The following is a 17142-nucleotide window of genomic DNA, read 5'->3' on the forward strand; positions in this document are numbered from 1 at the left end:
GATATGAGTGTGTTGGTTTTGGGCGGTGCCGGCTATATCGGTTCACACGCCGTGTATCAACTATTAGACAGGGGCGAAACCGTCGTTGTCGTTGACAACCTCGAGACCGGCCAAAGACAGGCGGTGCATCCTGATGCGGCCTTTTATGAAGGGGATGTGCGCGATCACGACTTCCTCCGCACTGTTTTCGAAAAAGAACGTATTGAAGAAGTGATCCACTTCGCCGCCAGTTCACTTGTCGGCGAATCGATAAAAGATCCGCTTAAATACTACGACAATAATGTATCCGGTACACAGGTTTTGCTTCAGACGATGCTCGAGCACGATGTGAAAAAAATCGTATTCTCCTCGACGGCGGCCGTCTACGGAGAGCCTGAATCGGTACCGATCACAGAAGACATGCCGACGCGGCCGACAAGCACCTACGGGGAAACGAAACTGATCATGGAGAAGCTCATGAAACGGACTGAAGAAGCCCATGGTATCAACTTTGTGTCTCTCAGGTACTTCAATGTTGCAGGAGCAAGGGAGACGGGAGAAATTGGAGAAGACCACAGTCCTGAAACACACCTAGTTCCCATCATCCTGCAAACCGCTCTCGGACAAAGACCGCATATTACGATTTTCGGTGATGACTATGATACACCCGACGGCACGTGCATCCGCGACTATGTTCATGTTGAAGACCTAATTGACGCTCATCTGTCGGCATTGGACTATTTAAGAGAAGGCGGCAAAAGCGATATATTCAACCTCGGCAGCAGCGAAGGATTTTCGGTGAAACAAATGATTGATGCGGCCAGAAAGGTAACCGGGAAAGACATTCCCGCCGAGATCGGCAAGCGCAGATCCGGTGATCCGAGCATCCTGATTGCCGGATCTGACAAGGCAAAGCAAGTTCTGGGCTGGAGGCCTTCGCGCACTTCTGTAGCAAAGATCATTGAAGACGCCTGGAAGTGGCATTCCTCACATCCAAACGGGTACAGGAAGGAAGTGTCAACATGATTGAACAAGACATAGCCGGTCTCATTCAAAAAGCGCTTGAAGCAGGGTTAATCGAACCGGCTGACGTAAACTACGCACGCAACCAAGTGATGAATCTGCTGGGTCTGGACTCGTTTCCCGAAGAAGCCTCTGCGGCTTCCGGTGACTCCATCCCCGACCTTTTGGAAAAACTCACCGCCTATGCAGTCGAACACGGCGTGATAACTGACGACATAGATGCGAAAGACATGCTTGCGGCAAATGTGATGAACTGCTTTGTTGCAAGACCTTCTGTCATCAATGCCGTGTTTCAGCAAAAATGCAAGCACTCGCCGCTGGAGGCCACCGAATATTTTTATCAGCTCAGCAAAAACAGCAACTACATCCAGACGAAACGAATTGAAAAAAATGTTTCGTATCAGATGGATACACCTTACGGCACAATGGATATTACGATCAATTTGTCAAAGCCGGAAAAAGACCCTGAGCAAATCAAACGGGAACGCGCCGCTGCAAAACGAGCACGCAGTTATCCGACGTGCCTGCTGTGCAAAGAAAACGAAGGGTATGCAGGGCGGATCGGGTATCCTGCCCGGGCGAACCACAGGATTATTAAAGTCACGCTCGACGGAGAAAACTGGTATTTTCAATATTCTCCATATGCTTACTATAACGAGCACAGCATTTTATTTTCTGAGCAGCATCGGCCGATGAAAATTGATAAGCTTGCCTTTCACAGGCTGCTTGCTTTTACAGAGCTGTTTCCGCATTATTTTATCGGATCGAATGCCGATTTGCCGATCGTCGGCGGGTCTATTTTAAGCCATGACCATTATCAGGCCGGACGATATGAGTTTGCGATGACGCGCGCAGAAGACGCGTTCTCCTTTCAAATCAAACAGCATCCGTCCATCGAAGCCTCTGTTTTAAAATGGCCGATGTCTGTCATCCGCCTGAAAGGAACGGCGATCAACAGCCTTGTTGAGGCGGCGGACGATATTTTTCAGACTTGGAAAACCTACTCGGATCAACAAGCGGATATCACGGCTTTTACAGATGGCACGCCTCATAACACGATTACGCCTATCGCAAGAAACGTCAGCGGCGTTTTTGAAATCGACCTTGCGCTCAGAAACAACCGGACATCTGCCGAGCACCCATACGGCATATTCCATCCGCATGCTGACGTTCATCATATTAAGAAAGAGAATATCGGCTTAATCGAAGTGATGGGCCTCGCCGTCCTTCCTCCCCGCTTAAAGACCGAACTGGCGGAAGTAACAGAATTCCTGCTCGGTCAGTCAGATGCCGTTGAAGCACATCACCGGGAATGGGCAGAACAGCTCAAAACCGAATACGGAGAGCTGTCCGAGCCGGAGCAGGCTGAATCAATTGTACGAAAAGAACTTGGCCAGAAATTTGTTAAAGCTCTTGAGGATGCCGGGGTATTCAAAGACCGCGAAGCTTTCATGCGCTTCATCCGCACAATCAATCATCAGGGGTAAAGCTTCACCGGTGTTAAAATAGGCCGAAAAAAATGGCTTATTTTAACACCGGATCAAACAGCTCCGCCAACAGCAATGAAACGGCTCCGTAAAGCGTCGCCTCATCGCCGAGCTTCGTTATCGTCACCTCTGTCTGCCTCGCCTCGGCTGTTAAGGCTTTCTGCTGTATCGTTTCTCGTATCGCCGGCAATATGAACCTCCCGCCTTTCATCACTCCGCCGCCCAGCACGATTTTGCCCGGATTGACAAGATGAATGAAGTTGGTCAGCCCGATTCCGATGATCACACCGGTTTCCCGAAAGAGTTCGATACACGTTTGGCAGCCGTTCTCGGCCATTTCAAACAAATCTTTGGCTGTCAGGCTGTCCGGACTTTCTTTTAACCGTTTTTTCCCCCGCTCGGCAATCGCTTTTCCGCTCACAATCGTCTGCAGGCAGCCGCGGTTGCCGCACTCGCACTTTTCTCCATTAATATCAATGATCATATGGCCCAGTTCCCCTGCGATTCCTTCAGCTCCATGGTACAGTTTTCCGTTGATGACAATCCCCGCACCAACACCGCGGCCGATATTCACGGCAGCCATGCTGCCTGCATCATCGCGGCCGCCAAACCACGATTCGCCAAGCGCCATCGCCCTGGCATCGTTTTCAACTCTTACCGTTAAGTTGAATTCTTGTTCCAGCACATCTTTAATGGGAATATTGGTTAGGTTTAAAATCGGGGCGATGCGTGACATTCCCGTTTCAGCATCGACGACCCCGTGCATTGCGATGCCGATCCCGATGATCTTTTCCTGATCGACATCGGCCCGTCCCAAAATCGCATCAATATTTTCTTTTAAAACATCAATAAACATCTCGTTTGTCAGCGGTTTTTTCAACAGGCTGGACGTCCGCTGCAGAATCCCTCCAGCTAAATCGGTTAAGACGCACTCTACCGTCTCAGGCCCGGCATCAATGCCAATGACATAAAAGGCACCTGTGTTGATGTGGAGCATTGTCGGCTTCCTTCCGCCGCTCGAATGACCGCGCGTGCTTTCTTTCACGAGCCCTTGTCCGATCAGCTCTTTGACAATGCTTGAGACCGTGGGAGGGGTAATTTTTGTTTCCTTGGCGATCTCGGCTCTCGAAATCGGCTCTGAAGTTCTGATTTTATTAAGAATGATCGATTTGTTCACCGATTTCATTAATTGAAATGTACCGCGCTGCATGTGAAATCCTCCATTTACACCATATCGTAGGTTTTATTGTACCACGGTTAATTAATTAAATTAACAAACGAAAACTAGAAAGCTTGCGTTCGAAAATATAATCAGTTATACTGACTATATTGTTTGTTGATTATTTTAGGTGGTGACGATTTTGGAACAGTTAAGTCAATTCTACGGATTTTTGCTAGGAAAGATTCTTCAGCAAATGGAGGATCAATTTGCTGACGTTCTGGCTCCGTATAACTTGAATGCCAGGCAATTCGGAGTACTTGTATTTATTGAAGAAAATCCTTTTTCTTCTCAAAAACTGATTTCTGAACAACTGCAGATCGACCGTACGACAATGGTGAGTCATGTTGACCATTTAGAAGCTTCAGGCTTTGTAGAAAGGACAAAAAACGCAAGTGATCGCAGGGCATACCGCCTAATCCTTACTGAAAAAGGCAGCGATGTACTGTCATCATGCAAACAGATTTTAGTACAGACAGAATACGAGGTTTTATCCCCTCTGACTGACGATGAAAAAAAGTTATGTAAAGATTTGCTTTTAAAAGTATGGAAAAAGTATAAAAACTAGGAGGCATACCCTATGAATTCACTCGATTTTTTTAATGCACGTTTAGAAGCCACCATTAGTCCGATGGATTATTTGAGATCTTCAAAGGACAACCCTGAAAAATATTTTTTAATGGATGTAAGAAACGGGCCAAGCGAAGTCAGGAGCTTGACGATAAAAGGTGCTCGAGTAATACCTGAACACGATCTCCCTCATCGATTAGAGGATATCCCGAAAGATAAAGAAATTATTGTGTACTGCTGGGATGTCTGGTGCAATACGGCAGCTAAAGCAGCTAAAATTTTATTAGAAAAAGGCTATCAAGTGAAAGAGCTGACCGGAGGGATCGCGTCATGGAGAGAAATGAATTTTCCTGTGTCAGCATGTACCGAAGGGGATACTGACAAGGATGCTTGCGGATGCTGAAAGGGATGAATAGAAGGTATTGGATCGGCGTGGCTTCGCAAGATCACGTCTTGAAAGGTGTATCTGGGGGCTTTGCACAACTTTGCCACGGAAAAGAGGCGCCTTTAAAAAGAATGAATCCTGGTGATTGGATCATTTATTACTCCCCAAAACAGAATCTCAAAGATCAAGCGCCCTATCAAAAGTTTACAGCTGTAGGAAAAGTGAGTGATAACAGAGTTTACAAAGTTCATGCGGGAAAAGAATTCTCACCTTACAGAAGGAAGATCAACTTTTTAAAATGCCGAGAAACGCCGATCCACCCATTCATTCCTAACCTCACTTTCATCAAAAACAAACGGCACTGGGGTTATTCCTTTCGATTTGGGCACATAGAAATAAGTGAACATGACTTCAAACTCATCGTTAAACAAATGGTAAAAATATAAAGGGCAGCTGCTCCCTTTATATTTTTTTGCTTTAGTGGAGCATTTAGAGCGCATTGGCAAAACAAATGATTTTTTAACTGGAAAAATTTTTCGGAAAATTTGAAATGAAAGTGTTTGCATAATCAAAATAATCGCGTTATCATACTTGTATACAAGTATACTCGTATAACTAGGAAGGTGAGTGTATGAGCAAATCTAAAAATCTTTTATATCCGGAGAAGTGGCTTTCAAGAGCTTCAACAGGTGTTCGCGTTGCATGCGAGCTGAGAATGCGTATTATTTCCGGCTTGATTGAAAGCGGTACCATTTTATCCGAAAATAAATTGGCTGCGGAATTCTCGGTGAGCCGGTCTCCCATCCGCGAGGCTTTAAAAATACTGGCATCGGAAAAAATCATCCGTTTGGAAAGGATGGGCGCCGTTGTCATCGGTTTAACTGAAAAAGAAATCGGAGAAATTTATGATGTGCGTCTGGTGATGGAAACATTCGTATTCGAACAGCTTGGACGGGCCAATGTCGATGAACTGGTAACAGACCTCAGCAAAATATTGGAGATGATGAAAGTCTCCATCAAATACAAAGATGCCGACGAGTTCTCATTTCAAGACGTCTTATTTCACGAAACGATTGTCCGCTCCATCAATCATTCTTACATTTTGATGATATGGAACAATCTCAAACCTGTGATGGAAAGTTTTATTCTTTTATCCATGCGGGCCCGCTTAAAAGAAAAATACGAAGACTTTGAACGAATTCTCGATAACCATGAACTTTATATCCAAGCGATCAAAACGAAAGACAGGGATCTGATGCTTAAATCCCTACATCAAAATTTCGATGACGTGCAAGGTAAAGTTGAAGATCTGTGGCTGTCGCAACAAATGCTGGCGAAAGGGGCCGAACAAGAAAATGACTAGTTATATGTTAGGCATAGATATCGGTACGACAAGCACGAAAGCGGTTTTATTCTGTGAAAAAGGGGACGTGATCCAAAAGGAAAGCATCGGCTACCCGCTTTACACACCGGACATCTCGACCGCTGAACAAAACCCGGATGAGATCTTTCAGGCCGTCATCCAGTCAACGGCGAAAATCATGCAGCAGCATCCTGACAAACAGCCGTCATTCATTTCATTCAGCAGCGCCATGCACAGCGTGATCGCCATGGATGAGCATGACCTGCCGCTGACGCCCTGCATCACATGGGCGGATAACCGCAGTGAAGGCTGGGCGCATAAAATCAAAGATGAACTGAATGGACACGATGTCTACAAACGGACAGGGACGCCGATTCATCCCATGTCGCCTTTCAGCAAAATCGCCTGGATTGTGCACGATCGCCCTGAAATCGCTTCCAAAGCTAAAAAATATATAGGAATCAAAGAATATGTCTTTAAAAAGCTGTTTGATCAATATGTGATCGACTATTCCCTGGCTTCGGCCATGGGGATGATGAATCTCAATAAGCTGGATTGGGATGAAGAAGCATTAGCCATCGCCGGGGTTACACGAGACCATTTGTCTACACTCGTCCCGACGACAGAGATCTTTCACAACTGCAATCCCGATGTTGCGAAGCAAATGGGGATCGATCCGAAAACGCCAGTTGTCATTGGAGCAAGCGACGGCGTGCTGTCTAATCTGGGCGTCAATGCCATTAAAAAAGGCGAAATTGCCGTCACAATCGGGACAAGCGGCGCCATTCGAACGATCATCGACAAGCCTCAAACAGATGAAAAAGGGCGAATCTTTTGCTACGCCTTGACCGATAAGCATTGGGTCATCGGCGGACCGGTAAACAACGGCGGAATCGTTCTCCGCTGGATTCGGGATGAATTCGCCTCTTCAGAAATCGAAACGGCAAAAAGGCTCGGAATTGATCCATACGATGTGCTGACGAAAATCGCTGAACGCGTAAAACCCGGTGCCGACGGCCTGCTGTTTCATCCATATCTTGCGGGTGAACGCGCTCCGTTATGGAACCCGGATGTGCGCGGATCGTTTTTCGGCCTGACCATTTCCCATAAAAAAGAACATATGATTCGGGCGGCATTGGAAGGAGTCATCTACAACTTATACACCGTATTTTTAGCATTGACGGAATGCATGGACGGCCCCATCACCAGGATTCAGGCGACAGGGGGCTTTGCAAGGTCTGCCGTTTGGCGGCAAATGATGGCCGATATTTTCGAATCGGAAGTCGTCGTCCCGGAAAGCTATGAAAGTTCATGTCTCGGAGCCTGTATTTTAGGTTTGTATGCCACGGGAAAAATCGATTCTTTCGAGGTTGTTTCTGACATGATCGGCAGTACCAACCGACATGCGCCGGAAGAAGAGTCGGCCAAGGAGTACAGAAAATTGATGCCGATCTTTATCAACTTATCGAGAGCATTGGAACAGGAATATACGCAAATTGCCAATTATCAAAGAAGCTTAACCAACCAAAAATAGCGAAAGAAATGGAGGCGCTATCATGCCATTAATCATTGTCGCAGTCGGGATCTTAGTGTTATTGCTATTCATTATGGGCTTGAAACTCAACACGTTTGTTTCCTTAATCATCGTTTCGTTTGGCGTTGCTTTAGCACTTGGAATGCCGTTTGATAAGATCGTCGGCACAATTGAAGAAGGATTGGGCGGAACGCTCGGCCACATCGCCTTGATTTTCGGACTCGGCGCCATGCTCGGCAAGCTGATCGCAGATTCGGGCGGGGCGCAGCGCATCGCGATGACACTCGTCAATAAATTCGGTGAGAAAAATATCCAATGGGCAGTCGTTATTGCCTCATTCATTATCGGTGTCGCTTTATTCTTTGAAGTAGGATTGGTTTTATTAATCCCAATTGTGTTTGCGATTTCAAGGGAATTAAAAATATCGATTCTTTTCCTCGGCATCCCGATGGCGGCGGCTTTATCCGTTACACACGGCTTCCTGCCTCCGCATCCCGGACCGACAGCGATCGCCGGGGAATACGGGGCAAATATCGGGGAAGTCTTGCTGTACGGTTTCATTGTTGCGATTCCGACAGTCCTGATCGCCGGACCTATCTTTACGAAAATCGCCAAAAAGATCGTACCCGAATCATTTACGAAAACCGGGAATATCGCGTCATTAGGCGAACAAAAAACATTCAAGCTTGAAGACACGCCAAGTTTTGGAATCAGTGTATTTACTGCAATGCTTCCCGTTATCATTATGTCGATTTCTACAATTATTACACTGCTTCAAGAAACAATAGGGCTTCAGGATAATGGTTTTCTGGCATTTATCCGTCTTATCGGAAATGCCTCTACTTCGATGGTGATCTCCTTACTGGTTGCGGTTTATACCATGGGGATCGCCAGAAACATTCCGATCAAAACGGTGATGGACTCTTGTTCAACGGCCGTTACACAAATCGGGATGATGCTCTTGATCATCGGTGGCGGCGGCGCCTTCAAACAAGTATTAATTAACGGCGGTGTAGGCGATTATGTAGCCGAATTATTCAAAGGAACCTCCATGTCGCCGATCTTGCTCGCCTGGTTGATCGCTGCGATCCTCCGCATTTCCCTGGGATCTGCCACTGTTGCCGCTTTGTCCACTACCGGGCTTGTCATTCCCATGCTGGGCCATTCCGATGTCAATCTCGCATTGGTCGTGCTGGCAACCGGAGCCGGAAGTGTCATCGCTTCCCATGTCAATGACGCCGGCTTCTGGATGTTCAAAGAGTACTTTGGTTTAAGCATGAAAGAAACATTTGCGACATGGACATTGCTGGAAACGGTTATCGCAGTAGCCGGACTAGGATTCACATTACTGCTCAGTTTATTTGTATAACATTGATGAAGGAGTAAACATATGGTTAATACAATTGGTGTCATCGGCTTAGGCGTGATGGGCGGCAATATCGCCTTAAACATGGCCGCAAAAGGAGAACAAGTCGCCGTTTATAATTACACAAGGGATTTAACAGATCAGCTGATGCAAAACATCGAAGAACTGCCTGTCAGTCCGTACTATGAGCTTCAAGATTTCGTCCAGTCATTGGAAACACCGAGAAAAATCTTTCTGATGGTGACAGCGGGCAAACCGGTGGACTCTGTGATCGACTCATTAATCCCGCTGCTTGAAAAAGGAGACGTCATCATGGACGGAGGCAACTCCCACTACAAAGATACGGAGCGAAGATATGACAAGCTGAAAGCGAAAGGAATCGGCTATTTGGGAATCGGGATTTCCGGCGGTGAAATCGGTGCGTTAACAGGACCTTCCATCATGCGAATTGGAGTGCAGTTTTTCTCGTTCCAAAGGCTTAATCCATGAAAATTTAATATTTCAAAATAATTTATTTCCAGTTCATAATCCATGGGTTCTATTTGAAAACGCTTTTAAAAACGCACACATGAGCATTTTTTCCCGTTTTCATGATGATTCATATTTTGTTCAACATTTCACAAACTATTATATTAACTCCCGTGCTATGATTAGATTCATAAAAAACAAGGAGTAGATGCCATGACAAACTACTTATTCTCACATCAAACAAGCCCCATATCACCATAAAAATTTTTAGCCACACTTGTGAAATACTTCACAAACTTGAGCCTGCAACACCTTTGGAAAAGCTCTGGACATCCTGTTTGAAATCAATCCTATTAATTCAATGGAGGGGTTTACAATGGCAGTCGACGAAAAGGAAATCAAACAAAAGCAAAACGTTTCAAAAACGATTGACCGTTTAGTGGAAAAGGGTCTGAAAGCGCTAGAAGAATTCCGCAGCTTTGATCAGGAGCAAATTGATGAAATCGTCAAACAAATGGCGCTTGCCGGCCTTGATCAGCATATGCACCTTGCAAAGCTTGCTGTAGAAGAAACAAAACGCGGCGTATACGAAGATAAAATCATTAAAAATATGTTTGCCACAGAATATGTCTATCATAATATCAAATACAATAAAACAGTTGGGATCATTAACGAAAACGAACATGAAGGGGTCATTGAAATTGCAGAACCTGTAGGTATAGTCGCAGGGGTGACGCCAGTGACAAACCCTACCTCCACCACCATGTTCAAGTCTCTGATCTCGATTAAAACAAGAAATCCCATTGTGTTTGCGTTCCATCCATCCGCCCAAAAATCCAGCGCCGAAGCTGCCAGGATTTTGCGAGACGCGGCTGTTCAAGCAGGGGCACCGGAACATTGCATTCAATGGATCGAAACGCCGTCACGCGAAGCAACCCAGGCGTTAATGACCCATCCGAAGATTTCCCTCATTCTTGCCACAGGAGGCTCCGGCATGGTGAAATCCGCCTACAGCTCAGGCAAACCGGCACTTGGCGTCGGACCGGGAAATGTTCCATGCTACATTGAGAAATCTGCGAACTTGAAACAAGCCGTCAATGATCTGATTTTATCCAAAACATTTGATAACGGTATGATCTGCGCTTCCGAGCAGGCGGTCATCATCGATAAAGACGTTTATTCAGACGTCAGAAGAGAATTGACAGCCAACAATTGTTATTTATTAAATGAAGCGGAAAAAGCGAAAGTAGAAAAATTGGTCATCAACGAATCTACCTGTGCCGTCAATCCCGCTATTGTCGGAATGTCGGCCTGCAACATCGCCGAAATGGCGGGTATAAAGGTTCCTGAAGGCACGAAAATCCTCGTTGCCGAATTAAAAGGAGTGGGGCCGGAATATCCGCTTTCAAGAGAAAAATTAAGCCCTGTGTTAGCCTGCTACAAAGTCAGCGGACTACAGGAAGGATTAAAACGGGCCGAAGAAATGCTCGAATTCGGCGGCTTGGGCCACTCCGCCGTCATCCATACCACCGACAAGGAAGCCATTGAGCAATTCGGATTAAGGATGAAAGCAGGGCGGATCATTGTCAATGCACCGTCCTCCCAAGGGGCGATCGGTGATATTTATAATGCCTATATGCCGTCCTTAACACTGGGCTGCGGCACATATGGAGGAAACTCTGTTTCGACAAACGTCGGTGCCGTTCATTTAATCAATACAAAAAAAGTGGCAAAAAGGAATGTCAATATGCAATGGTTTAAAGTTCCGCCAAAAATTTATTTTGAAAAACATTCAACACAATATTTAGCGAAAATGCCTAACATCTCAAAAGCGTTTATCGTGACAGATCCGGGAATGGTGAAATTGGGATATGTGGAACGCGTCCTCTACTATTTAAGAAAACGCCCGGATTATGTTCATTGCGAAATTTTCTCCGATGTAGAGCCTGATCCATCCATCGAAACGGTGATGAAAGGCGTTGAATCGATGGCCAGCTTCCAGCCGGATGTCATTATCGCCCTTGGCGGAGGTTCTGCAATGGATGCCGCAAAAGGAATGTGGATGTTCTATGAGCACCCTGACGCTGAATTCTTCGGATTAAAACAGAAATTTTTAGACATCCGCAAGCGCATCGTCAAATATCCGAAATTAGGCGAAAAAGCAAAATTCGTTGCCATTCCAACGACATCAGGAACCGGCTCTGAGGTCACCTCATTTTCTGTCATTACAGATAAAGAGGCCAATACAAAATATCCGCTTGCCGACTATGAATTAACGCCGGATGTTGCCATCATCGACCCGCAGTTTGTCATGACCGTGCCGAAGCATATTACGGCAGACACCGGAATGGACGTATTGACGCATGCGATTGAATCGTATGTATCCTGCATGGCCAACGACTATACCGACGGCTTGGCGATGAAAGCCATCCAGCTCATATTTGAATACTTGCCAAAAGCGTACAAAAACGGCAGCGATGAAGTTGCCCGCGAAAAAGTGCATAATGCTTCAACAATTGCCGGTATGGCATTCTCAAATGCGTTCCTTGGCATTAACCACAGCCTGGCCCATAAACTGGGGGCGGAGTTCCATATTGCCCATGGCCGCGCAAATGCCGTTCTTCTGCCGCATGTCATACGCTATAATGCGACCAAACCGAAAAAATTTACGGCATTCCCTAAATACAGCCACTTCGTAGCCGACCAGCGCTACGCGGAAATCGCCAGAACCCTGGGCTTGCCGGCAAAAACGACAGAAGAAGGCGTTGAAAGCCTGATCCAGGCCATTATCGGGCTTGCGAAACAGCTTGATATCCCAATGAGCCTCAAACAAAACAATATCGACGCCGTTGCCTTCGAAAACAAAGTAGATATCATGGCAGACCGCGCTTTTGAAGACCAATGCACAACAGCGAATCCGAAGCTTCCGCTTGTGTCTGACCTCGCTGACATCTACCGTGCTGCTTTTAAAGGAGTTTAATAGAAAGCCATCCTTAATCGGATGGCTTTTCTTTCAATTCACACCCTCTAATTGAGAATTAAACAGTCAAAAAACAATCCCTCAAACTGAGCTCACCGTTGCGTTTTATCAGCTAATGCAAAACCGGACACATAAATAAAATATAACAATTAAGTTTTTTGCCTTGACAAACAGCATGTTCTATTTAATAATTTATACATGATTAGAATTATTATAGATAAATAAAGTTTTCAACTTTATATTATTTATAAAACTACATGTTTCAGGAGGAAGATATATTATGTCTTTAATCGGAAAAGAAGTACAACCATTCGCAGCTAAAGCTTACAAAAACGGTGAGTTTATCGATGTAACACACGAAGACCTGAAAGGCCAATGGAGCATTTTCTGCTTCTATCCGGCTGATTTCTCATTCGTTTGCCCGACTGAGCTTGAAGATCTTCAAAACCATTATGAAGCGCTAAAAGAACTTGGTGTTGAAGTATACTCTGTTTCTACAGATACTCACTTCGTACACAAAGGCTGGCACGACAGCTCTGAAAAAATCGGCAAAATTACTTACGCGATGATCGGCGATCCGTCTCAAACGATCTCCCGCAACTTTGAAGTATTGAACGAAGAAGAAGGTCTTGCAGACCGCGGAACATTCATCATCGATCCAGACGGCGTGATCCAGGCTGTTGAAATCAACGCAGGCGGTATCGGCCGTGATGCAAGCATTCTGATCAATAAAGTAAAAGCGGCGCAATATGTCCGCCAAAACCCAGGTGAAGTTTGCCCGGCTAAATGGGAAGAAGGTTCTGAAACACTGACACCAAGCCTTGATCTAGTAGGTAAAATCTAAGGAGTGCATTCAATTGGTACTTGAAGCAAATATCAAAGCACAACTCAACCAATACATGCAGCTGATGGAGAATGACATTGTTCTCAAAGTTAGCGCAGGTGAAGATGATACTTCTAAGGATATGCTGGCTCTTGTGGAAGAGCTGGCTTCCATGTCATCGAAAATCACGATTGAAAAAGCGCAACTAAATAGAACGCCAAGCTTCAGCGTCAATCGCGCCGGAGAAGAAACCGGCGTGACATTCGCCGGCGTTCCGCTCGGACACGAATTCACATCATTGGTACTGGCGCTTTTGCAAGTGAGCGGGAGACCGCCTAAGGTTGATCAAAAAATCATTGATCAAATTAAGAACATCAGCGGTGAATTCCACTTTGAGTCCTATATCAGCCTGACATGCCACAACTGCCCTGACGTTGTACAGGCATTGAATATGATGAGCGTGCTCAATCCGAATATCACGCACACGATGATCGACGGCGCCGCATACAAATCAGAAGTCGAAAGCAAAAACATCATGGCAGTGCCAACGGTTTACCTGAACGGCGAATCATTCGGAAGCGGCCGCATGACGCTTGAAGAGATTCTTGCGAAAATGGGCAGCGGCACAGATGTCTCTGAGCTTTCTGACAAAGATCCATTCGATGTGCTTGTCGTCGGCGGGGGTCCGGCAGGCGCAAGTGCGGCAATCTATGCGGCGCGCAAAGGCATCCGCACAGGTATTGTAGCTGAACGCTTTGGCGGCCAGGTTCTGGACACGATGAGCATCGAAAACTTCATCAGTGTGAAGCGCACCGAAGGGCCTAAGCTTGCGGCAAGCCTTGAAGAACATGTGAAGGATTATGATATTGATGTCATGAACCTGCAACGCGCAAAAGGTCTTGAGAAAAAAGATCTCTTCGAACTTGAACTCGAAAACGGCGCTGTCCTGAAAAGCAAAACCGTCATCCTGTCAACAGGTGCACGCTGGCGCAATATCGGCGTACCTGGTGAACAAGAGTTCAAAAACAAAGGTGTCGCATACTGCCCGCACTGTGACGGCCCATTGTTTGAAGGCAAAGACGTAGCCGTCATCGGCGGCGGAAACTCCGGTATCGAAGCAGCGATTGACCTTGCAGGTATCGTCAACCACGTTACTGTTCTTGAATTCGCACCGGAGCTGAAAGCTGACGAAGTTCTGCAAAAACGTCTCTACAGCCTCCCTAACGTGACTGTCGTGAAAAACGCCCAAACAAAAGAAATCACGGGCGATGAAAACGTAAACGGCATCACGTACGTAGACCGTGAAACAGGAGAAGAAAAACACGTCGAGCTCCAAGGCGTCTTCGTCCAAATCGGTCTTGTGCCGAACACGGAATGGCTGCCTGAAACCGTCGAACGCAACCGCATCGGCGAAATCGCCGTCGATAAACGCGGCGAAACAACCATCCCCGGCCTATTCGCTGCAGGAGACTGCACAGACAGTCCGTATAACCAAATCATCATTTCGATGGGGTCCGGAGCGAACGCGGCTTTAGGCGCGTTTGATTATCTGATCCGCAATTAACTAGTACAAAGCCGCTGTACTGCTTAAATGGCAGTGTGGCGGCTTTTTTCTTTCTATAAACCTTGTTCAGTTGCTCATTTTAAGTTGCCTCTCCCTCTAAAAAGTAATGATATACAGGACCTGATATGGCTCACCACACCAAATTCTCCCCCCCCCCCTCCAGCAACACTTCTTATAACTATTCCTACTTCCGCATGGTCAAGGCTCATGAAGTCAAGCACATTGGATGATGGTAGCGGATGAACTGAGGATGAATCAATCATTAATTTTCTTCTTTGGAAAATTTCCTTTGGTGTGTGACCTTTCAACATCCACTTTCTAAAGTAATTCAATAATTCACCCAAGGCCTGCCAAGTCATTGCATTTTCAATCGGAGCGTTCTCAGGCGAGACGGAATGTTTAATTAACGGCAGTAATTCCACCTCCTGCTTACGGTTTTATCTTTTCATAATGAAAATTAGCGACTTTAAACCGCTCTGCTCCTTCAACTTCGAGCTTTTTAAAATGCAAAATTCCAATCCCAACAGCAATAATCACTGTCTTTGTATAATGATTTTGGCCTGACGCTGCACTTAGCAAAAATGGGTATTGATTCTATTTTTTTATTCAACACCGCTGTTGGATCAAAGGTCAATCAACTAACATCCCAATTTATTTTCTCCGGGTAAACAAGGATTTCCCCGCCAATATTCAATTAGCTTCATCTCTCTTAACCCGCTATAAAAGGTTGAAATCATCCTGTTGATTCATCACCGTTCACTCCCAAACATCATTCGTAATTGTTTATCAAGGATAAGTTATTAAACTTGTTTGCATCATAATTAATTTTTTCTTTCTAAAAGTTTTCACTTTCATGAGGGTACAATGATAAGGACACAATTTCTGTATTGACATATTGAAAAATGAAATATATATTTATTGTTGATATTGATAATCATTATCGATTATTTATTCGTTTTCATTCTGCGGGCCATAAAGATGATTCAATATTTACTAGAGAATTAAAGTACTGGCTCTGGGGGACGTTTAATTGTAAAAAATCTAAAGTGTAATGATTCCAGATAAAAAGTGACAACCATCTCGAATCCAATGGTTGTGGAAAATCACCATCTACTGAAGGCCATTACGCGTATTATTCCACATCAATCAGGCTCAGTCCTTTTAGATGGAAAAGACATTTCAAAAGAAGACACAAAAGCATTGGCGAAAAATGGCCATACTGGCACATCGGACTATAAATATATCTGATCGACACCCTGTCCGGATGGCTCTTGTACGGGAGGATGAGTACTGCGGGAAGTCTTTCAAATTGACGCCGTTATTGGCCGTGATCCGGGAACAAATAAACCGATGTGTGTTACTTACAATTTATTAAGAGGTGAAAATGAGCATGAAGAAACTATTAATCCCGTTTTTGCTATTGCTAACTCTTATTATTAGTGCATGCGGCAATGAAGAGTCAGCAACAAAGGATAGCGGCTCAACAAAAAAAGAATCTAAAACGATTACATACCAAGCGGAAACAGGACCCATTGAAGTTCCAGCCGATCCACAAAGAGTTGTTATGCTTTCAGGGTACACCGGAAATGTGTTAGATTTAGGAGTCAACGTTGTCGGTGTAGACACTTGGTCTAAAAACAATCCAACCTTTAAAGAAAAGTTAAAAGATGTTCAAGAAGTTTCAGAAGATGACCTAGAAAAAATTATTGAATTAGAGCCAGATTTAATCATCGCGTTATCAACGGTAAAAAATTTAGACAAATTAAATGAGATAGCACCAACTGTTACTTATACATGGGGAAAAGTAGATTATTTAACTCAACACGTGGAAATTGGCAAGCTGCTAAACAAAGAAAAAGAAGCCCAAGCATGGGTTGACGACTTTAAGCATCGGGCAGAAGAAATCGGAGAAGATATTCGTACAAAAATTGGCAAGAATTCAACTGTATCTGTTATTGAAGCATATGGGAAAGACCTTTATGTTTACGGTAATAACTGGGCGCGCGGTACAGAAATCTTATATCAAACGATGAAACTAAATATGCCTGAAAAAGTAAAGGAAGACGCATTAAAAGCAGGGTATTATACGTTATCAGCTGAAGTGCTTCCAAAATATGCGGGAGATTATGTCATTTTAAGTAAGTACTCTGATGCGAATACATCTTTCCAAGAAACAGACACATACAAGAACATTCCTGCTGTGCAAAGGACATGTCATTGAAATGCAAGGCGAAGGCGCATCATTCACTGACCCAATCACACTTGAAAAGCAACTAGCATTCTTTAAAAAAGCGTTTCTAGGAAACTAAGACTGGAAAAGTAGAGGTCTATTGAAAGGGGTTGGCCGGAAAGGGCAGCCCCTTTCCCATTCTAAGAAAGGA

At 45.0% G+C, this 17142-nt stretch carries 12 protein-coding genes and 3 pseudogenes; 14 read left to right on the top strand and 1 reads right to left on the bottom strand.

Annotated elements, in window-relative coordinates:
* The first annotated feature begins 3 nt into the window (after positions 1-3).
* Both galE and galT read left to right on the top strand, forming a co-directional pair.
* Positions 4-1005, top strand: coding sequence for a UDP-glucose 4-epimerase GalE (gene galE, locus R5H20_RS23075; protein ID WP_006639757.1), 1002 nt, complete (start codon positions 4-6; stop codon positions 1003-1005).
* Positions 1002-2489 (top strand): UDP-glucose--hexose-1-phosphate uridylyltransferase, encoded by a 1488-nt coding sequence (galT, locus tag R5H20_RS23080; RefSeq protein ID WP_006639758.1) that lies wholly within the window; start codon positions 1002-1004, stop codon positions 2487-2489. Before galE ends, galT begins: the two co-directional genes overlap by 4 nt.
* Positions 2490-2526: 37 nt before the next feature.
* Here the strand turns inward: galT and R5H20_RS23085 are convergent, their stop codons facing one another.
* Positions 2527-3699, bottom strand: coding sequence for an ROK family transcriptional regulator (locus R5H20_RS23085; protein WP_006639759.1), 1173 nt, complete (start codon positions 3697-3699; stop codon positions 2527-2529).
* A 142-nt stretch (positions 3700-3841) separates the two neighbouring features.
* On the opposite strand from R5H20_RS23085, the gene R5H20_RS23090 reads away from it, so the two are divergent.
* The 12 genes and pseudogenes from R5H20_RS23090 (at position 3842) to R5H20_RS23145 (ending at position 17070) form a co-directional block, all read left to right on the top strand.
* On the top strand, positions 3842-4276 hold the full coding sequence (locus tag R5H20_RS23090) for a MarR family winged helix-turn-helix transcriptional regulator (protein WP_407654264.1): 435 nt from the start codon (positions 3842-3844) through the stop codon (positions 4274-4276).
* A 12-nt stretch (positions 4277-4288) separates the two neighbouring features.
* Positions 4289-4681, top strand: coding sequence for a rhodanese-like domain-containing protein (locus R5H20_RS23095; RefSeq protein ID WP_006639761.1), 393 nt, complete (start codon positions 4289-4291; stop codon positions 4679-4681).
* Entirely contained in the window at positions 4675-5109 is a 435-nt protein-coding gene (locus R5H20_RS23100; protein ID WP_006639762.1) for an EVE domain-containing protein, read from the top strand. The genes R5H20_RS23095 and R5H20_RS23100 overlap by 7 nt, the downstream gene beginning before the upstream one ends.
* A 185-nt stretch (positions 5110-5294) precedes the next feature.
* Positions 5295-6026: a GntR family transcriptional regulator gene (locus tag R5H20_RS23105; protein ID WP_006639763.1), complete on the top strand. Its 732-nt coding sequence runs from the start codon at positions 5295-5297 to the stop codon at positions 6024-6026.
* Positions 6019-7560 carry a gluconokinase gene (gene gntK, locus R5H20_RS23110; protein WP_006639764.1) on the top strand — a complete coding sequence of 514 codons (1542 nt, stop codon included), beginning with the start codon at positions 6019-6021 and terminating at the stop codon, positions 7558-7560. The genes R5H20_RS23105 and gntK overlap by 8 nt, the downstream gene beginning before the upstream one ends.
* Before the next feature lie 22 nt (positions 7561-7582).
* On the top strand, positions 7583-8929 hold the full coding sequence (locus tag R5H20_RS23115) for a GntP family permease (protein WP_006639765.1): 1347 nt from the start codon (positions 7583-7585) through the stop codon (positions 8927-8929).
* A 21-nt stretch (positions 8930-8950) separates the two neighbouring features.
* Positions 8951-9370: pseudogene (locus R5H20_RS23120) on the top strand (NAD(P)-binding domain-containing protein); the annotation flags it as partial.
* A 400-nt stretch (positions 9371-9770) separates the two neighbouring features.
* Complete coding sequence (adhE, locus tag R5H20_RS23125; protein WP_006639767.1) at positions 9771-12374, top strand: bifunctional acetaldehyde-CoA/alcohol dehydrogenase; 2604 nt, start codon at positions 9771-9773, stop codon at positions 12372-12374.
* Positions 12375-12654: 280 nt separating this feature from the next.
* Positions 12655-13218 carry an alkyl hydroperoxide reductase subunit C gene (ahpC, locus tag R5H20_RS23130; RefSeq protein ID WP_003177913.1) on the top strand — a complete coding sequence of 188 codons (564 nt, stop codon included), beginning with the start codon at positions 12655-12657 and terminating at the stop codon, positions 13216-13218.
* A 13-nt stretch (positions 13219-13231) separates the two neighbouring features.
* Positions 13232-14761: an alkyl hydroperoxide reductase subunit F gene (gene ahpF / locus R5H20_RS23135; protein ID WP_006639768.1), complete on the top strand. Its 1530-nt coding sequence runs from the start codon at positions 13232-13234 to the stop codon at positions 14759-14761.
* A 1029-nt stretch (positions 14762-15790) separates the two neighbouring features.
* Positions 15791-15970, top strand: a pseudogene (locus R5H20_RS23675) (ATP-binding cassette domain-containing protein); the annotation flags it as partial.
* 181 nt (positions 15971-16151) lie between these two features.
* Positions 16152-17070: pseudogene (locus tag R5H20_RS23145) on the top strand (iron-hydroxamate ABC transporter substrate-binding protein).
* Positions 17071-17142: the final 72 nt, after the last annotated feature.

Origin of the sequence: Bacillus sp. KICET-3, assembly GCF_033261025.1 — a bacterium.
In the GTDB taxonomy this organism is placed as follows: Bacteria; Bacillota; Bacilli; order Bacillales; family Bacillaceae; genus Bacillus; species Bacillus sonorensis.